Below are 16,253 nucleotides of genomic sequence, written 5' to 3'. Positions count from 1 at the left end.
GCTTCCCCTTCGGGCCGCTACGCTGAAGCTCCTGCGGCTGCCCCTGTTCCGCACCTTTCGCGGCGAGAATTCCCGAAATCCGGGCCGTCGGCCGGCGCTATGCTGATTTCTCCGATACTCTTCATTTTTGTTGGAGCCGGTTCGTTCGCCGGAACGGCTGGCAGACTACGCGGGTACGATGAGCGCCTTGCTCCAGACAGTGACTGCATTGCCTGTCTGTGGATTGGCAAAAGTCGGGCCAGCTTGGAATCCGGCTTTCTTGAACATGCCCTCACTCGGGTCGTTTCCGGCCCTGATTGTGCATTGTATCAAACGCGCGCCATCGCCCTGGGCCTTTTTCTCTGCGACAGCGATGAGCCGGCCGCCGAGGCCCTGGCGAACAAAATCCGCATGCGTCGTCACATGAGAAATCTCAGACTGATACCATTGCACGCGTTTGAGCTGGCAACAGCACTTTACGCGACCATCTTCCGAGAGATCGAACAGATATTCATCTGCTTTCTCCAGAACACGTTCGGCGTCGTACTCTATTGCCAGTTGATTGTGCTTGTTTAGCAAATCAGCGATCTGCGAAGCGTGGCCATGCTCCATATTCATAGTCCCGTCTTCCAATGCTCGTAGATCGTTTTGCGACGGGCGAATGCCTCCGGACCGCCTTCCATGATCCTGATGATGCGCGTCTGGCAGTCGGCGACGTCGATGCTCGCAGACAAAACGGCGATCTTGTCGTCACTCGAGCTGAATGCCGACACCAGTTCCGAGTCTCCAAGGACTGGAAAGTTCGCGTTGTGTGTGGCGAAGATGAACTGCCTGCCAGATTTGATGTCGCGGATGCGCTTCACGACCTCTTCGTAAACTGTTTGGCTATCGAGATCGTCTTCAGGCTGATCGATGAGAACGAGGTCATGTTCCTGCTGACTTAGCAGGAACAGCATCATCGCGGACGCGCGCTGGCCGAGAGAGTGGGAGCGAAGCGGGCGCCCGTGATAGTTGATCTCGTAAGTGTTGGGCACCTGGAAAGTCAGGAGTGCCGGCAACGCTTTCAGAAAGTATTCTCGGAATGCGTCCGCGCGCCCTTTGGCGAGCGCACAGGCCCCATCGAGATCAGCGTATATTGCCGCGAAGTCCACGTATTTCTCGCAGATCGCCTGGATGCTATCGCTTCGCACGCTGCTGCCCTTCATCGCCGTCTCAAGTCGAGTCGTGAAGGTTCTCTTGTCGCCCTTGAAGGTCGGGGTGATCTTCAGTTCAGTCTGGGCGGCGTTGATTTTTTCGAGGGCTGCCGCCGTTACCCGATACTCCTCGAGCCATTTTTCGTTGATCGCACTGCTCGTCGTGGCGACCAAGCCGCTACGCTCCTCAGCCTTGGAGGTTGCGGTCTCAAGTTCGGCGATTTTGCCGTCGATCACAAGTTTGCGGTCTGTGCTCTTTAGGTAGTCGTCCGGCTGCAGGGCCGTAACACCCTTGCCGGCGAGGGCTTCCAGGAGTTCGCGCTCAACGGAAGCGAATTCATCCTTCAGGCCACTGATCGTGCCGTTGAGCGTCGCGTGCTTCTCGCTCAATCTGTCACGAATGTTGTCGATCGCTGATTGGACCGATTTGATCGAGGCGACGGATGCTTTCAGCTCCGCGAGCACAGGCGCGTAGTCAGCGAAAAAATCGGCATTGTACTTAGATCCGGGGACTGCAATCGTTTCCAGAAGCTCGGCGCCCTCCTCCGCGAGACTACCGACAGCATCGCTCCAGCTTTCCGCTTTTTCATCAACCGAGGTGACGAATGCTGCGTCCTGATTATAGGCAAGCTGCTTTTCCAGCTTGTCCTTCACGCCATGCTTGTCGAACTGCTCGATCTGATATTCGAGAGCGGATAGTTCCCGGCGAAGCTCGGCGAGCTTCTCGGTGTCGGTTTCGATCGCCTGAAGCAGCCCGACCGCAGCGGTAAGTTCGCTTGCTTTTTCGGCGATCGCTTCTCGAACAGGTCGCAGCGACTCGCCTACCAGCTTCTCGACCAGGTCTTTCCCAAAATCCTGGCCCGCAGCCGACAGATCCTTCTGCCCGAAATATAACGGGTTTCGGATCACGCTTTGCCGAACAGCGACCCCTTTGCGGAGGACGCCATTCAAAAATATCTCTGGGTCATGCCCCCAAATTCTGCGAATTTCGTAAGAGGATCCGAGAGGATCGACAGCCTCCACGACAACTCGGCCACCACTTTTCAGGACGAAGGGGACCAGATCCTCCTTGTATTTTCGGTCCTGCGGGCGCTCGCCGAATGGAATGTCGAGCGCCCATCGAAGGCACTCCAAGGCCGATGACTTGCCACTTCCCTGGATTCCAATCAGACAGTTCAGGTTCGGCGAGAAGGGCATGCGAACGCCATCAAGCAAGCCGCCCTCAAAACGCATGGCGGTAACAAAGCCGTGGCCCGCTTTCGGTATTTCCGCCGCGACACGGTATCTGAAGTCGCGCAGCGCAAACTTGACCGCCTCAAACGTCAGGTCCCCGAGCTTGAGCACACATTGTTTGCCTTTGCCAATCTCCTCAATGTTTTTCGGGTCGCTCCCTTCTACTTCCGCAGGGTATTGCGGCCACCACTGTTTGACTTTCATGCGACAAGGCCTGTCGGGCACGTCGTGCGTGCGAACCTTCTGGAAGCCGAGGCAATATTTTTCCACCAGAGGATTGGTGGCCAACTCCTCCATTCGCCCGCCCTTCAATTCGTTCCATAATCCGCTCGATGCCTCGACATGGGCAAATATAACGAAGAAGTCTCGATTGAAGCGTTCGAGAGCTGTCAGGGTTGAGACAATGTCATCATTTGATCGGGAGTTCTCATTTTCATACTGAGAGGGCGTGCGGCCGCTGAAAGTGTTCCCGAGAAACGCGTTGATGTAGTCGTGACCGCCTTCAAGCCATTCATCGGAAAATACGATGAGGGTGTGGACACCGTTGCCGCCGTCATTCACGGACAGTTCTACGCCAGGGAGCAAGCCAATACCCTCATGCCTTGCGGCGCGTCGCAGAGCTTTGAATTCCTGCAGGTCGAACTTGTTATGGTTCGTGACCACGCCTAAGCGGATACTCGCAGCCTTTAGGCCAGCAATGTACGCGCCGACGAAATCGTTGGCCTGGCCTCCAAAGGTAAATTCCTTGTCAGCCCTGGTATGCAGATGAAAATCTGCCCGGACCCAAGTGGATCCGTTGGGAAAAAATGTCTCGAAATTAGTCTCCTCCAGTTGGCCATGCGGCACAGTGCCTGATTATCACACCCTCAGGGGTTGCGCGATATGAATCATCTGTGTCGGTCCGAGACAATTAGATTTACAGAAGTTGAGGCGCCAACCAGCGATCGCTGGACGTCCGCGATCCTGCCAAAGGTCATCCGCTCGCAGCGAGCGGCCCGCGCTCTATGCCGATGGCACGGAGCCGACCTTTCGGCCGTCTCCGCCGATTCCGGTGACGATCGCTTGTCCACCGGGCGCCCACGCACCCGATCATGAAGCCCGTACCGGGCCGCTTCTGCCTGTTTGCGCCCATGACATCACCGGCCGCCCGGATCAAGGGGCAGGCGCGGCAAGCCGTTTGTCGCGTCGGAGAAAAGACGGCTTTCCGCCTGCGGCCGAACCTTCCGTTTTTCCCCGCCACGACCCCTTGACCCGAACAGCCGTCGCCGAGGGGCGGGCTTTCGCCCTCCCCCCTCTGTCCGGGGGAATGTCAGAGGCCATTCCCCCGGAAAGACCGGGGAGGCTTCTCCCGAGGGGGCTTGCCCTTCGGGGTGCATCGGGAAACTTTGGAGAAAGACAATGACCATCTATACCGACACCGCACGTTTCGATACCGGCCGTTCGCTGACCGAAACCGAAATGCGCCGCATCGCCCCCTCCATCTTCGCCCTGAGCGCGCACGAAAGCCGGTCCGAGCGTTTCCAGCCCATCCCCACCATCGAAGTTCTGCGCGGCCTCATGCGGGAAGGTTTTATGCCGGTTGGTGCGAAGCAGTCGCGCAGCCGCACGGAAGGCAAGGCCGATTTTACCAAGCACCTTATCCGGCTCCGGCGCGTTGACGATGGCAAGGTCTACAATGTCGGTGACACGGTTTGCGAAATTCTCCTGAAAAACGCCAATGACGGAACCAGCGCCTACGAACTGATGGCCGGGCTTTTCCGCGTCCGTTGCCTCAACTCTCTGGTTGCGCAGACCGGCACCATCGATGCGATCAAGGTGCGCCATTCCGGCGATGTGCAAAACAAGGTTATCGAGGGCACCTATCGCGTTCTTGGCGAGGCCGAACGCACGCTTGCCGCCCCACAGGATTGGTCGACCCTGCGCCTCAACAGCGACGAAAGGGATATTCTTGCGGACGCCGCGCATGTCCTCCGCTTTGGTGACAGCGAGGGGGAAACCACGACACCGATCAAGGCGCAGCAAATGCTTGTTCCGCGTCGCCATGATGATCGTGCCGACGACCTCTGGACCGTCTGGAATGTAGTGCAGGAAAATGCCGTCAAAGGTGGTCTGCGCGGGGTCGGCCATGACGATCTCGGAAGACCGCGCCGCGTCAAGTCCCGTGCCGTCAACGGCATCGATCAGGATATCAAGCTCAACAAGGCGCTATGGCTACTTGGCGAGCGGATGGCGGCTTTGAAGTCGTGACCCTGTTTGCAGAAGCGCCGCCGATAAAGGCGGCGCATCTCCTGCATCCATCAACACGACGATCATACACGGTTGACGCCGCGTGCCTGCCCCTTGCCGCATCGAGCGGCGCGCGACAGGTGCGAGGGGTGCCCCTAGCGCCCCACCCCTCGAAACTCCCCGCCCGCCCGTGAAAAACGGAGCCCAAGGACCGGGGACAGTCGGTCCCGCTTCCCCTTCGGGCCGCTATGCTGAAGCTCCTGCGGCTGCCCTTCTTCCGGCCCTGGCGCGGCGAGATTTCCCGAAATCCCGGCCGCAAGCCGGCGCTATGCTGATTTCTCCGATACTCTTCATATTTTTCGAATTTGGCTACGCGCATTTCACTGCGCGAAGGCGCGATCGACAAGACAAAGTCGGCGCGCAGCGCTGCCATTTCGTTTTCCAGCCGCAGCGCCGACGGGCGGCGCGACCGCGGCCGGAGCGAGCCTTGGCGAGCGAAGCAGGCGGAGGAAACCCGCGCTCCCACATAGCGCCGTAGGGTTTTCCGGAGCCTCGTGGGAAACGAACGCCGTGCCCACGGCTCATATCGTTTGACCTGAAACCGCTAATGGCGATTGCACGGAGCCGGCCGGTGGCCGGTTTCGCGGATCTATGAATTGACGAGCGGTCGCGAGAGCGCCCTGTAATGAGGCCCATGGCGGGCCGTTTTTGCTTGTTTTCGCCCATGACATCGCCGTCTGTCCGGATCAAGGGGCAGGCGCGGCAAGCCGCTTGTCGCGTCGGAGAAAAAGCGGCTTTCCGCCTGCGGCCGAACCTTCCGTTTTTTCCCCTTCACGACCCCTGGACCCGGACAGCCGTCGCCGAGGGGCGGGCTTTCGCCCTCCCCCTCCGTCCGGGGGAATGTCAGAGGCCATTCCCCCGGAAAGAACGGGGAGGCTTCGCCCGAGGGGCTTGCCCCTTTGGGTTGGCAACCGGAAACAAACGGAGAAAGACAATGACCGACTACGCAAACTTCATCCGCTTCGGTGAGAACAGCACGCTCACCGGCAACATCGCGTCCATTTCCTATGATCTCGACATCATCGGCAAGCAAAACCGCAGCATCAATCCCGATGCTCCGGTCTTCCGTCTCTATGCCAAGTCTCCGAGGGGCCGGGAGGTCGAAATCGGTGCGATCTGGCAGCGGAAGAACCAGAACGGGGGAGACTATTACAGCCTCAGCATCAATACCGGCCATGGAAGGCTAAACGCCAATCTCGGCCGCTATCCCGGTCAGGACGACGAAGAGCTGATGGCTGTAATCCCGTGGGATTGAGGGGACAGCCACCGTTGGGTTGATCAAAACCGGCAAATGGAACCGGTCGGAGCTGTCACGAGGGGAGGGCCGGTGCGACTGGCCCTTCTCGAAAGAACTGATCCCGGCGATCCTCGCTTTTGAGCCTTCGCCAGGGTATCGAACCCCGCCGCCGGCTTTGCTACGCAAGATCCGCATCTGTTGTTATTGACAACAACGCTCAGTGATGTTATCGAAAACAACATGGAAGCCGTGCTGATCGAGAAATCCAGAACCGTCGTCAGCGACACCGCGTTTTTCGAGACGGTTCTGTGGCATTTGCCGGCGCCCGTTCCCGGTAGCAACCACCCGTTCAAATACCGGCTGGCGCTGATCGTCAACGGCGAATGCGTCATGCGCTACGACAACGAGCGGGGCAAAGGTGACCATCGCCATCTTGGCGATATCGAGGAACCGATTGAATTCACAACGCTGGAAGCACTGTTCGACGCGTTCCAGGCAGACATGGAAAGGATACTCGCATGAGGACGCTGGTCATCAGATTAAGCTCGATTTCCGATGCCAAGGCCCGCTTCGTGAATGCCGGGCAAAAGGCATTGGAAGGCATCGTCGTGCCCGCCACGCCATCTGTGAACTTCCAAAGCTACGACGATATGCACAAGGTTCTCGCGCCTTCCCGGCTTGCGATCGTCAAGGCGATGGCCGGTCAAGGCTCGCTGGCGATAAGGGAGGTCGCTCGCCGCGTTGGTCGCGACGTGCAGGCTGTGCATAGGGACGTCACGACCCTGGTCAACGCGGGCGTGCTGGACCGGACGGAGGCTGGCGTGGAGTTCTGCTATGACCAGCTTCATTTCGAGTTCGACGTAAAGGCGGCGGCCTGATCCAGCCGCCACTCAGGCTATCGTGTCCTGGCCCGAGAACGGAATTGGCCGATAACCTCGCGAGCGCTTCTTTCTCGCCAGTGTAAGGAAGAGCATGACCGCTTCCTCTTCCCGAAGGAAATGGTGTGTCTGACCCTTGCCGCTGGAGCCGATGCGTCCCCAACGCCGCATAAGGCAGGCTTCACCAAACAACGTTGGCTCAATAGACATGGCATAAAATCGCGCCATGTTTTTCGAAGCGTCGATGCGTTCGACGTAGAGCTCGTACGGTTGTGTGATCATGCCGTACAGAATTGAGCAAGCCAGCCTTTGCGTCCAACAATAGATTTGAATCGGTAGGCGTCGACTGATTCAAAACGGTGATGCCTTATGTGACCGGCGTCGGTTCGGCATTGCCGCCATCGTCCTCTCTCGTCACCATTTCTTCAGACACTCGATAGAAGCGGTTCTCAGTGACGCGCACCTTCATATCATCACGCCGGAACCATATGGCGCGGCCGCATCGCAGCGGCAGATTGCCCGCCGTAAAGATGATCTGTTCGTCGGCGCGCATCCGCATCACTTCATGGGGCAGAATCAGCCGGCGGCTGGCGAGCTGCTTCGATCGCGTGCGCGAGGAACCGGACGATTGCGTCGAGCGGCTGAGCTGATCGACCTCGACGGTGGTGTCGCCGCAGCGCTTGGAGATATAGTCGGCGGTGTCGGGATCGTTGATCGCGGAAAACGAGATCCAGCTTGCGCTTTCGAACCATTTGGACGTGGCGTCGCGACCACCGTAGGATTCGCGCATCTGTCCGAGCGACTGGAAGATCATCGTCAACGTGATGCCGTATTTCCGGCCTGCGTCCCGGGCGGTTTCGAGGATGCGCAGATAGCCAAGCCGGGCGACCTCATCGAGCAGGAAGAGCGTCCGCCCGATAACGCTTCCATTCCGATTGTAGATCGCGTTCAGGAACGATCCGATTACGACGCGGGCAAGACCCGGATGGGTCTCCAGCACTTTTAGATCGAGGGCTATAAAGACGTCGGTCTCCCCTTTCGCCAGATCGTCGGTCGAGAAGGTATTGCCGGACACAAGCGCCGCATAGTTCGGATAGGACAGCCAGTGCGTTTCCTTCACCGCATTGGCGTAGACGCCGCTAAAGGTTTCCGGTGTCATGGCGATGAACGGCGCGACATTCTCCTTCACGAAATCCGATTCCGACTGGTCGTAGATGCGCGTCAGGCGCTCGCGCAGCTTCGGCTCCGGCTCGGCAAGATTGGCGCGAACCTGACGCAAGGTCTGGTGCTTCTTTTCCGTATGACCGGAGAGGCAGACGTCGGCAATCAATGCCGTCAGGAGCTGCATCGCGGAAGCTCGGAAGAAGTCGTCCCGCGCCGATGCTTGCCGTGCATTGTCGGTCATCACCCAGGTTGCGACCGCGACGATATCCTCCTCCCTTGTGCTGCCGAAGCGCCCGATCCAGTCGAGCGCGTTGAAGCCGGTTTCCGGTGATGCTGGATCGAGCACGATGACGTTGCGACCGGCCCGTCGACGATGCTCGCTCACCATTGGTGCGACCTCGCTCGACGGATCGAGCACGACAAGGCCGCCACCCCATTTGAGCGCCGTCGGTACGGTCACCGAGGTCGTCTTGTAACCGCCGGAGCCCGCAAAGACGATGCCATGCGTCGAGCCGAAGCTCGCATCGAAGCACAGCAGCGGAGGCTTGCCGCCATTGCCCCAGGTCTCGTGTGTCTCGGCACGAAACGCCACCGAGGCAACGCTGTCGCGATCGACCCGGTAGCGTTCGCCGATGACGATACCGCCGGCGTCCGGAAACAGTTTCGCCGCCTCCGTCATCTTCATCCATTCGGTCTCGCCGTGGATGGCGCGCTGGCCGCGAATGCGGCGCGGCGCGGGCTTGGCGAAAGCCGCATTGCCCTTCATCGCGACGCGCAGGGCGAAGACGCCGGCAAACAACGCGGCACAGACTCCGAGCGATGTCGCCGGATCGATATAGGCGAAGGCCGAACCGCCCGCCGGCACACTGCTCGCCAGATGCAAAAGCCGGACTGTCTCGCGGACCGCAGCGACGAGGACCGCGACGGCCGAGCCGCCCGCAACGCTCCATCCCGCCGCCTTGATACTCGCAGCGCCGTTCGCCGCAAACAGGAAGACGACTCCGATCGCACCGGCCGCCGCATAGGGCAATGCAATGCCGATGCGTCCCAGCATCATCCGCGCGTCGTTGGTCTTTCCGAACGCGGGCAGCCATTGCTCGATCCCGGTCATGGAAAACAGGACGGCGATCATCAGCAGCGCCGGGATAACCGTCAGCAGGATCCTATTCGCCGTCATCGCCGAAGGCCTCCGCGCCGATGGCCGTCCATCGGGTGCGTTCGTGTTCGTCACCGCGCAGACGGCGGGACGCGTCGATCAGCAGCCCGAGCAACATCGCTCGTTTCTCGTAGCGCAGACCGGCTTTGACGATCAGGCCGCCGAGCTCGATCTTCTCGCGCGTGTCCTTCTTTCGCGCTTCGGATGTCGTGGAACGCTTCATCCGCTCAAGCCTCGCCAGCGCTGCCCGCATTCGCGCCAGGTGTGACCGTCGCGGACGGTTCGCCACCCGTCCTGCTCTCACCGGCATTCTTCTTTCCGGTCGCAGCTGCCTTTCCTCCGCGAAACCGACCAGCGACCTCTTCGAAGGCCACCTGAAGCTCGGCCTCCTCGATCTCGATTTCGCCGAGACCGGCCTTCAATGCGATCCTACCGATGCGCTCGGCCTCGCGGGTTTCGGCTGCCCTCAGCTGATCCTGCAGTTTGGCGATTTCTTCCCTGATCTTCGATGACGGTTTCTTCATTCCAGTTGGACCTCCTTGGGCGATATAGCGACGCGTGGAGCCCGAGATTGCCGGGGGGAGGCGCGAAGCGCACCCCCGTTTATTCTACAGTCGGCAAAGCCGACGCCTTGGGAGATGATCCCGCCGTTCCGAAGGAGCGGATCCAAGGGCGCAGTAATACGTCGCTGACGCGACGCCTGCATTTGGCCTCGTCGAGGCCGGGCCTCCGCCTCCTGACGAACACGGTGCTCGTTCCTGTCAGGAGACTGTTTTCCCCGTGGCTATCACGCATTTCACGCCCCAGCTCATCGGACGCGGCAATGGCCGCAGCGCCGTGCTGTCGGCCGCGTATCGCCATTGCGCCAGAATGAGTTACGAGGCGGAGGCGCGCACCGTCGACTATTCGAACAAGCGCAATCTCGGACATGAGGAATTCCTGCTGCCGCCCGATGCTCCGAAATGGTCACTTGCGCTGACCGCCGATCGCTCGGTCGCGGGTGCGGCCGAAGCCTTCTGGAACAAGGTGGAGGGGTTCGAGAAACGCGAGGACGCACAATTCGCCAAGGAATTCATCATCGCGCTTCCGGTCGAACTGTCGAAGACCGAAAACATCGCCCTGATGCGGCAGTTCGTGTTCGAGCAGGTGCTGTCGCGCGGGCAGGTCGCCGACTGGGTCTATCACGACGAACCCGGCAATCCGCATGTGCATCTGATGACGACGCTGCGCCCACTGACCGAGACCGGTTTCGGGGCGAAGAAGATCGTGGTCGCCGGCGAGGACGGTCAGCCGCTACGGACCAAACGCGGCAAGATCCAGTACCGCCTCTGGGCCGGGGAGAAGGCCGAGTTCTTGCAACAGCGCACCCGCTGGCTCGACCTGCAGAACGAGCATCTGGCCTTGCGCGGTTTCGAGATCCGCGTCGACGGGCGCTCCTATGCCGAACGCGGGATCGATCTCGTGCCTTCCGTTCATGTCGGTGTCGGCGCCCGCGCGATCCAACGCAAGGCCGAGCAGCAGGGATGGCAGCCATCGCTGGAACGGATAGATCTTCTGAACGCCCAGCGCGGCGAGAACGCCGCGCGAATCCTGAAGCGGCCGGAGGTCGTGCTCGATCTCCTGTCCGCCGAGAAGAGTGTGTTCGACGAGCGCGACATCGCCAAGGTCCTGCACCGCTACATCGACCATGCCGGCACGTTCCAAGGCGTTATGGCCCGTCTCCTGCGCAGCGAAGAATTGTTGCGGATCGATCGTGACGCCATCGATCTTACGACCGGCGAGCGCATCCGCGCCCGCTACACGACGCGGGATCTGATCCGGCTGGAAGCCGAGATGGCCAGACGCTCGATCTGGCTGTCGGAACAGGAAGGCCACGGCGTAAGAGAGAAGGTGTTCGAGACGACGTTTGCGCGTCATGGCAACCTCTCGCCGGAGCAGAAAACGGCAATCGAACATGTCGCGGGCAGCGCCCGGATCGCCGCCGTGGTCGGCCGAGCCGGGGCCGGCAAGACGACGATGATGAAGGCCGCCCGCGAGGCCTGGGAGATGGCCGGCTACCGCGTCGTCGGCGGAGCGCTCGCCGGTAAGGCGGCCGAGGGCCTTTCGAGCGAAGCCGGTATCGAAAGTCGCACGCTGGCGTCCTGGGAACTGCGCTGGCGAGAAGGCAAAAACACACTCGATGCGAAGAGCGTGTTCGTCCTAGACGAGGCCGGCATGGTGGCCTCGAAACAGATGACGGTGTTTCTGGAAGCGGTGGTGCGGGCCGGCGCCAAGATCGTGCTGATCGGCGATCCCGACCAGCTCCAGCCGATCGAAGCCGGGGCCTCGTTCCGGGCGATCGTCAATCGCATCGGCTATGCCGAACTCGAGACCATCTATCGCCAACGGGAAGAGTGGATGCGCTCAGCCTCGCTCGATCTGGCCCGCGGCCGGGTGGCGGAGGCAATCGGGGTCTATCAGGCACAGAGCCGCGTCATAGGCGAGAAGCTCAAGGCGACCGCCGTCGAGCGGCTAGTCGATGACTGGAACAACGAATACGATCCGGCAAAGACCACGTTGATCCTCGCGCATCTTCGCCGCGACGTGCGCGCATTGAACGATCTGGCGCGGACCTGCCTGGTCGATCGCGGTATCGTCGGCGAGGGCCATGCCTTCGCCACAGCTGAGGGCGTCCGCGAGTTCGACGCCGGCGACCAGATCGTCTTCCTGAAGAACGATACGGCTCTCAATGTGAAAAACGGTATGATCGCCCGTGTCGTGGAAGCGGCGCCCGGCCGCATCGTGGCCGAGGTTGGCGATGGCGATCAGCGACGTCAGATAACTGTCGACCAGCGCCTCTACAGCAACGTCGACCACGGCTATGCGACGACCATCCACAAGTCTCAAGGCGCGACCGTCGATCGGGTGAAGGTGCTCGCATCGCTGTCGCTCGATCGCCACCTGACCTATGTGGCGATGACGCGCCACCGCGAGGACATGATGCTTTATTATGGCGCCCGTTCCTTCGCCAAGGCCGGCGGTCTCGTGCAGATCCTGTCGCGGCGCGCGGCCAAGGAAACGACGCTCGACTACGAGCGTGGCGAGCTCTACCGGCAGGCGCTGCGCTTTGCTGAAAACCGCGGCCTGCAGATCGTTCGCGTCGCCCGCACCCTGATGCACGATCGGCTCGAATGGACCGTCCGCCAGAAGCAGAAGCTCACCGATCTCGCAGTTCGCTGGCGCGGCGTCGGCGAGCGGCTCGGCCTCATTGAAACCCGCAAAACCCAGACCAGAAAGGAGATCGAACCGATGGTTGCCGGTATCCCCCTCAACCCGACGGCGCTCGACGACACAGTCGAGAAAAAGCTACTCGCCGATCCCGCTGTGAAAAAGCAATGGGAAGAACTGTCGAGCCGCTTCCGTTATGTGTTCGCCGATCCGGAAACGGCCTTCCGGACGATGGACTTCAACACCGTTCTCACCGATCGCCAGGTTGCCAAACAGACGCTCGACCGGCTGGTCACAGCTCCCGCCACGATCGGCCCACTTGCCGGCAAGACAGGTCTGCTCGCCTCGAAGGCAGACAAAGAATCAAGGCGCATTGCCGAGGTCAACGTGCCGGCGCTAAAGCGCGACATCGAACGCTATCTCGATCTGCGGCAGGGCGCCGAAGAGCGAATCCGCAAAGAAGAGCAGGCGCTGCGCCATCGCGTTTCGATCGACATTCCGGCGCTGTCGCCGGCAGCGCTGACCGTGCTGGAACGGGTGCGCGACGCCATCGACCGCAACGATCTGTCGGCTGCTGTCGGTTACGCAATCAGCAACCGCGAGATCAAGACCGAGATCAATGCCTTCGGCAAGGCGGTGGCGGAACGGTTCGGTGAGCGCAGCCTGCTTGTGAACGCTGCCCGCGCCCCGAGCGGAAGCGTCTTCGACACGGCGGCCGAAGGGCTCGGGGCCACCGAGCGCGAGAAGCTGGCAAAGGCCTGGCCCGTGATGCGAACGGCCCAGCAGCTTGCCGCCCACGAGCGCACCACAGAGACGCTCCGCAAGACCGAGAGCTTGCGCCAGACGCAGGGTCAAAACCAGGTCTTGAAACCGTGAGCCGGCGGCAAGTTGTCGTCTTCATCGGCATTGCCGGAGCGGGTCTCCTCGCGGTCTCCGCCGCCGGGTGGTTCGCAGGGTTGCGGATCAACCTCACTCCCAGCGAGCCGCTCGGGCTGTGGCGCATCGTATCAGTCAAACGCCCGGTCGCCCGCGATGATCTCGTTTTTGTCTGCCCGCCGCCGACGGCGGTCTTCGCTCTCGCGTTTGAGCGTGGCTATCTCCGCCGCGGCCTTTGCCCCGGCGGCTTCGCACCGCTGATCAAGACGGTCGCAGCACTTCCCGGCCAGCGCATCGAAGTTGCCGGCAATGTTGTCATCGATGGCGCGGCGCTGACGCATTCTGCCGTTCGCGCGCGCGACGGCGCGGACCGGCCGCTTGAACCGTTTGCCGGTGGGATCGTGCCGGCCGGCTTCGTCTTTCTCACCTCTCCTTATGAGGCTTCCTATGATAGTCGATATTTCGGGCCGGTCCCCGCGAATGGCGTGCTCGGGCTTGCTCGCCCGCTTCTCGTTTTCGATCCGTGATGGCGTCCATGCCGCGATGCTGATCGGCGCATCCATCGTCGTCGGCGCAGTCGGCTGGAGCGGCTATGTTCTTGCCCTTCCGATCGCGATGCTGTTTCCGGCGCTGTGGGCGCATTCAAGATCGCGCACGGTCGCGGCTTTCGTCTCGGCCGGCTACTTCCTGGCAGCGTCACGCGGCCTGCCGGAGGGTGTCGCCAATTTCTATGACTCTGATCTTTGGCCCGGGCTTTTGCTCTGGTGCGCGGCGTCGCTGTGTTTCGTACTTGTGCAGACGGCGCTCTGGTCACATCGCCTGGGATGGGAAAGCGCGCTGCGCTATGGAGCGGCGGCCGTGCTGATGGCCGTGCCGCCGTTCGGGATTGCCGGCTGGGCGCATCCGCTGACGGCGGCCGGTGTTGTCTTTCCCGGTTGGGGCTGGTTGGGGCTTGGTGCTGCTGCAGCCGGCCTGGCGGTTATGACGACGCGCTGGTGGCCGGCTGCCGCCATCACCCTTTCAGGATTCTGGCTCTGGTCCGCCGCAATGTGGACGGATGGGATTGTACCGGAGGGGTGGAGGGGCGTCGACCTCGAACTCGGTGAGAGCCTTGGCCGAGATAGTTCGCTTGACCGCCATCGTGACATGATTGCGACAGTTCGGGAGGCGACGGCCGGCGGCGCGCGGTTCGTTCTCCTGCCCGAAAGCGCCCTCGGCTTATGGACGCCGACCGTCAGCCACCTTTGGCAGGATGGCCTGCGCGGCCGTAACGTGGTGGTGATTGCCGGTGCGGCGGTGGTCGATCCTGACGGCTACGACAATGTGCTGGTTTCGGTCTGGGCCGGTGATGCCAGGGTTCTTTACCGTGAGCGGATGCCGGTTCCGGGCTCTATGTGGCAGCCCTGGCGGGGCTGGATAGGTCAGGGTGGAGGGGCCCGGGCGCATTTCTTCGCGAACACGATTGTCGACCTGGCGGGAAGCCGGATCGCGCCACTGATCTGCTACGAGCAGCTCCTGATATGGCCAGTCCTCCACTCGATGATCTATTCGCCCGACATGATCGTCGCGACCGGAAACGGCTGGTGGACATCGGGCACCTCGATCGTCGCCATCCAGAAAGCCAGCGCCGCCGCCTGGGCGCGGCTGTTCGATCTGCCCCTCGTCACCGCATTTAACACATGAAATATGGAGAAGTACGGATGGTCGATGCCGCCCTGATCAAGCAATGCGCCGATCCAGGTTTGAAACTCGCGATCGTCGAAAAATTCATTGAGCGCGCCGGGTCGCCCGATCCGCTGACAGTCACTGTGCGCTCCGGCAACCGAATCATTCTCGTTCCCAGACCGAATACGGTCGAGGAGGCGATGGAGCTGATCCGCCAGAATCTCGGCCGAAACGTCACGCGTGTCGGAATCACCCAATATCCGGCCGGTCTCGGCATTCTCGAAGCTGGCCAGCTAAAACCCGATCTGGTCGACACTTGCGAGAACATCCGCATGGGGACGGCGCTGTTCGCAAAGGTCTACCGGATCGTCGTCAAATGGTACGGCAATCCTGTCGATGAGGCGTTCGACGATGCCATCATTGCCTGGCAGACGGGATATTTCGAGGGGACGGCTGTATTCAAGGCGCCTGATCCGAAAGATGTCAACGTGGCCGGGCTGAAGGAGGCGGAGCCAGCTGAAGACACAAGTGAAGAGCCTGACGAAAGCTCGCGAGGTCCCTTCCGTGACGAGGCTGCAGGGGATCCGAACAAGGCCAACATTCGCGTCGATCTCTCGGGGATCGGCAATACTAAACCTTGACGTAAACGTGTCCGTTTCCGGCCGCTGTTGCTGCAAAAACTCTAAAATTCTCGAGCTTATCTCTGGTTATATGAAGCGGTCGGCTTTATAAGATCGGCAGGGCAGTACGCCTGCCCGGGGGTGTGGAAACCCTTACCTAGCGGTTGATGTCGGCCGTTTCGACATCAGAATCCTCTGGCCAACTGGCCGGTGGGCCTGCGACGCATGTCCAGGTGCTCCGGTGCTAAAGGTCGCAGGACTGTCTAGGTACAGTTTCCAACCCCCGGCTTGGGATCAGGGATTAACGTTTGCGGGGGCGGACCGCAGACCAAATTCGAACTCGGTGATTGATGCAGAAAGTCGACACGCAGGAAGATTCAAGCGGCGGTAACGACTGCGCACGCCTTGCCACTCTGAGTAAGGCTGAGCTGGAGCCTATTGTCGTCGAAGCGATGCGTGAGCACCGCCGGCTCATGGAGTCCGACCAGGTCGTGTACGACGAATGGGAGCGCTCGAAGTCGGATTGCTCCATTCCCTTCGCGCAGGTCGAGAGCCTGGAAGCCGAGTGCCTGGCTCGGCGGAAGAAAACATTGGCGCAACAGAACAAGCTGTCGGATCTCTTGGATGTCTTGGGCTACATCCCCAAGGTGCCCACGGACTGTCCGGGGGACAGTTGCCCGGAGGAAGTCACTCCGGCTCCAGGAGCCCTCGATCCTTCGCGATCGCGACCGCATGGGTGAGGTTTGTAGCGCCGAGCTT

General features: G+C 61.0%; 15 protein-coding genes. 9 read left to right on the top strand and 6 right to left on the bottom strand.

From position 1 onward, the window contains the following. Positions 1-165 precede the first annotated feature (165 nt). Together IB262_RS32825 and IB262_RS32820 are read right to left on the bottom strand one after the other, a co-directional pair. Positions 166-597 carry a GNAT family N-acetyltransferase gene (locus IB262_RS32825; protein WP_192494371.1) on the bottom strand — a complete coding sequence of 144 codons (432 nt, stop codon included), beginning with the start codon at positions 595-597 and terminating at the stop codon, positions 166-168. After that, a complete protein-coding gene (locus tag IB262_RS32820; RefSeq protein WP_210337794.1) occupies positions 594-3,251 on the bottom strand; it encodes a TrlF family AAA-like ATPase in 2,658 nt (885 codons plus the stop codon). The genes IB262_RS32825 and IB262_RS32820 overlap by 4 nt, the downstream gene beginning before the upstream one ends. 552 nt (positions 3,252-3,803) lie before the next feature. On the opposite strand from IB262_RS32820, the gene IB262_RS32815 reads away from it, so the two are divergent. The 4 genes from IB262_RS32815 to IB262_RS32800 all read left to right on the top strand — a co-directional run bounded on the left by IB262_RS32815 (position 3,804) and on the right by IB262_RS32800 (position 6,806). Next, positions 3,804-4,652: a DUF932 domain-containing protein gene (locus IB262_RS32815; protein WP_192494370.1), complete on the top strand. Its 849-nt coding sequence runs from the start codon at positions 3,804-3,806 to the stop codon at positions 4,650-4,652. A 973-nt stretch (positions 4,653-5,625) separates the two neighbouring features. Beyond that, entirely contained in the window at positions 5,626-5,946 is a 321-nt protein-coding gene (locus tag IB262_RS32810; protein WP_192494369.1) for a DUF736 family protein, read from the top strand. 222 nt (positions 5,947-6,168) lie between these two features. Continuing rightward, complete coding sequence (locus tag IB262_RS32805) at positions 6,169-6,450, top strand: DUF6516 family protein (RefSeq protein WP_192494368.1); 282 nt, start codon at positions 6,169-6,171, stop codon at positions 6,448-6,450. Then, on the top strand, positions 6,447-6,806 hold the full coding sequence (locus IB262_RS32800) for a DeoR family transcriptional regulator (protein WP_192494367.1): 360 nt from the start codon (positions 6,447-6,449) through the stop codon (positions 6,804-6,806). Before IB262_RS32805 ends, IB262_RS32800 begins: the two co-directional genes overlap by 4 nt. Before the next feature lie 12 nt (positions 6,807-6,818). Here the strand turns inward: IB262_RS32800 and IB262_RS32795 are convergent, their stop codons facing one another. From IB262_RS32795 to traC, 4 genes are all read right to left on the bottom strand, one after another. Next, positions 6,819-7,088: a WGR domain-containing protein gene (locus IB262_RS32795; RefSeq protein WP_192494366.1), complete on the bottom strand. Its 270-nt coding sequence runs from the start codon at positions 7,086-7,088 to the stop codon at positions 6,819-6,821. Positions 7,089-7,173: 85 nt separating this feature from the next. After that, positions 7,174-9,147: a Ti-type conjugative transfer system protein TraG gene (gene traG / locus IB262_RS32790; protein ID WP_192494365.1), complete on the bottom strand. Its 1,974-nt coding sequence runs from the start codon at positions 9,145-9,147 to the stop codon at positions 7,174-7,176. After that, entirely contained in the window at positions 9,134-9,349 is a 216-nt protein-coding gene (locus IB262_RS32785; RefSeq protein WP_192494364.1) for a type IV conjugative transfer system coupling protein TraD, read from the bottom strand. The genes traG and IB262_RS32785 overlap by 14 nt, the downstream gene beginning before the upstream one ends. A 4-nt stretch (positions 9,350-9,353) precedes the next feature. Next, the gene (gene traC, locus IB262_RS32780; RefSeq protein WP_192494363.1) at positions 9,354-9,650 is read right to left on the bottom strand and encodes a conjugal transfer protein TraC; all 297 of its coding nucleotides are present in this window, start codon (positions 9,648-9,650) and stop codon (positions 9,354-9,356) included. 256 nt (positions 9,651-9,906) lie between these two features. Here traC and traA point away from each other — a divergent pair, with 256 nt between their 5' ends. The 5 genes from traA to IB262_RS32755 all read left to right on the top strand — a co-directional run bounded on the left by traA (position 9,907) and on the right by IB262_RS32755 (position 16,234). Next, a complete protein-coding gene (traA, locus tag IB262_RS32775; protein WP_192494362.1) occupies positions 9,907-13,209 on the top strand; it encodes a Ti-type conjugative transfer relaxase TraA in 3,303 nt (1,100 codons plus the stop codon). Beyond that, positions 13,206-13,736 carry a conjugative transfer signal peptidase TraF gene (traF, locus tag IB262_RS32770; protein ID WP_192494361.1) on the top strand — a complete coding sequence of 177 codons (531 nt, stop codon included), beginning with the start codon at positions 13,206-13,208 and terminating at the stop codon, positions 13,734-13,736. The genes traA and traF overlap by 4 nt, the downstream gene beginning before the upstream one ends. A gap of 16 nt (positions 13,737-13,752) precedes the next feature. Next, entirely contained in the window at positions 13,753-14,892 is a 1,140-nt protein-coding gene (locus IB262_RS32765) for a conjugal transfer protein TraB (RefSeq protein WP_246802800.1), read from the top strand. A 17-nt stretch (positions 14,893-14,909) separates the two neighbouring features. Continuing rightward, on the top strand, positions 14,910-15,515 hold the full coding sequence (locus IB262_RS32760) for a TraH family protein (protein WP_192494359.1): 606 nt from the start codon (positions 14,910-14,912) through the stop codon (positions 15,513-15,515). Positions 15,516-15,844: 329 nt separating this feature from the next. Next, positions 15,845-16,234, top strand: a complete 390-nt coding sequence (locus IB262_RS32755) for a transcriptional repressor TraM (protein WP_192494358.1) — start codon at positions 15,845-15,847, stop codon at positions 16,232-16,234. Positions 16,235-16,253: the final 19 nt, after the last annotated feature.

Origin of the sequence: Ensifer sp. ENS02, from assembly GCF_014851885.1 — a bacterium.
Lineage (GTDB): Bacteria > Pseudomonadota > Alphaproteobacteria > Rhizobiales > Rhizobiaceae > Ensifer > Ensifer adhaerens.
Note: the sequence above shows the minus strand (reverse complement) of the source record. Positions and strands in the feature narration are given on the sequence as shown.

Coding starts and splice junctions, on each gene's coding strand:
- IB262_RS32810 (WP_192494369.1), top strand. CDS start 5,626: ATGACCGACTACGCAAACTTCATCCGCTTCGGTGAGAACAGCACGCTC.
- IB262_RS32795 (WP_192494366.1), bottom strand. CDS start 7,088: ATGATCACACAACCGTACGAGCTCTACGTCGAACGCATCGACGCTTCG.
- traC (WP_192494363.1), bottom strand. CDS start 9,650: ATGAAGAAACCGTCATCGAAGATCAGGGAAGAAATCGCCAAACTGCAG.
- IB262_RS32800 (WP_192494367.1), top strand. CDS start 6,447: ATGAGGACGCTGGTCATCAGATTAAGCTCGATTTCCGATGCCAAGGCC.
- IB262_RS32805 (WP_192494368.1), top strand. CDS start 6,169: ATGGAAGCCGTGCTGATCGAGAAATCCAGAACCGTCGTCAGCGACACC.
- IB262_RS32825 (WP_192494371.1), bottom strand. CDS start 597: ATGAATATGGAGCATGGCCACGCTTCGCAGATCGCTGATTTGCTAAAC.
- IB262_RS32755 (WP_192494358.1), top strand. CDS start 15,845: ATGCAGAAAGTCGACACGCAGGAAGATTCAAGCGGCGGTAACGACTGC.
- IB262_RS32765 (WP_246802800.1), top strand. CDS start 13,753: ATGCTGATCGGCGCATCCATCGTCGTCGGCGCAGTCGGCTGGAGCGGC.
- IB262_RS32815 (WP_192494370.1), top strand. CDS start 3,804: ATGACCATCTATACCGACACCGCACGTTTCGATACCGGCCGTTCGCTG.
- traG (WP_192494365.1), bottom strand. CDS start 9,147: ATGACGGCGAATAGGATCCTGCTGACGGTTATCCCGGCGCTGCTGATG.
- IB262_RS32785 (WP_192494364.1), bottom strand. CDS start 9,349: ATGAAGCGTTCCACGACATCCGAAGCGCGAAAGAAGGACACGCGCGAG.
- IB262_RS32760 (WP_192494359.1), top strand. CDS start 14,910: ATGGTCGATGCCGCCCTGATCAAGCAATGCGCCGATCCAGGTTTGAAA.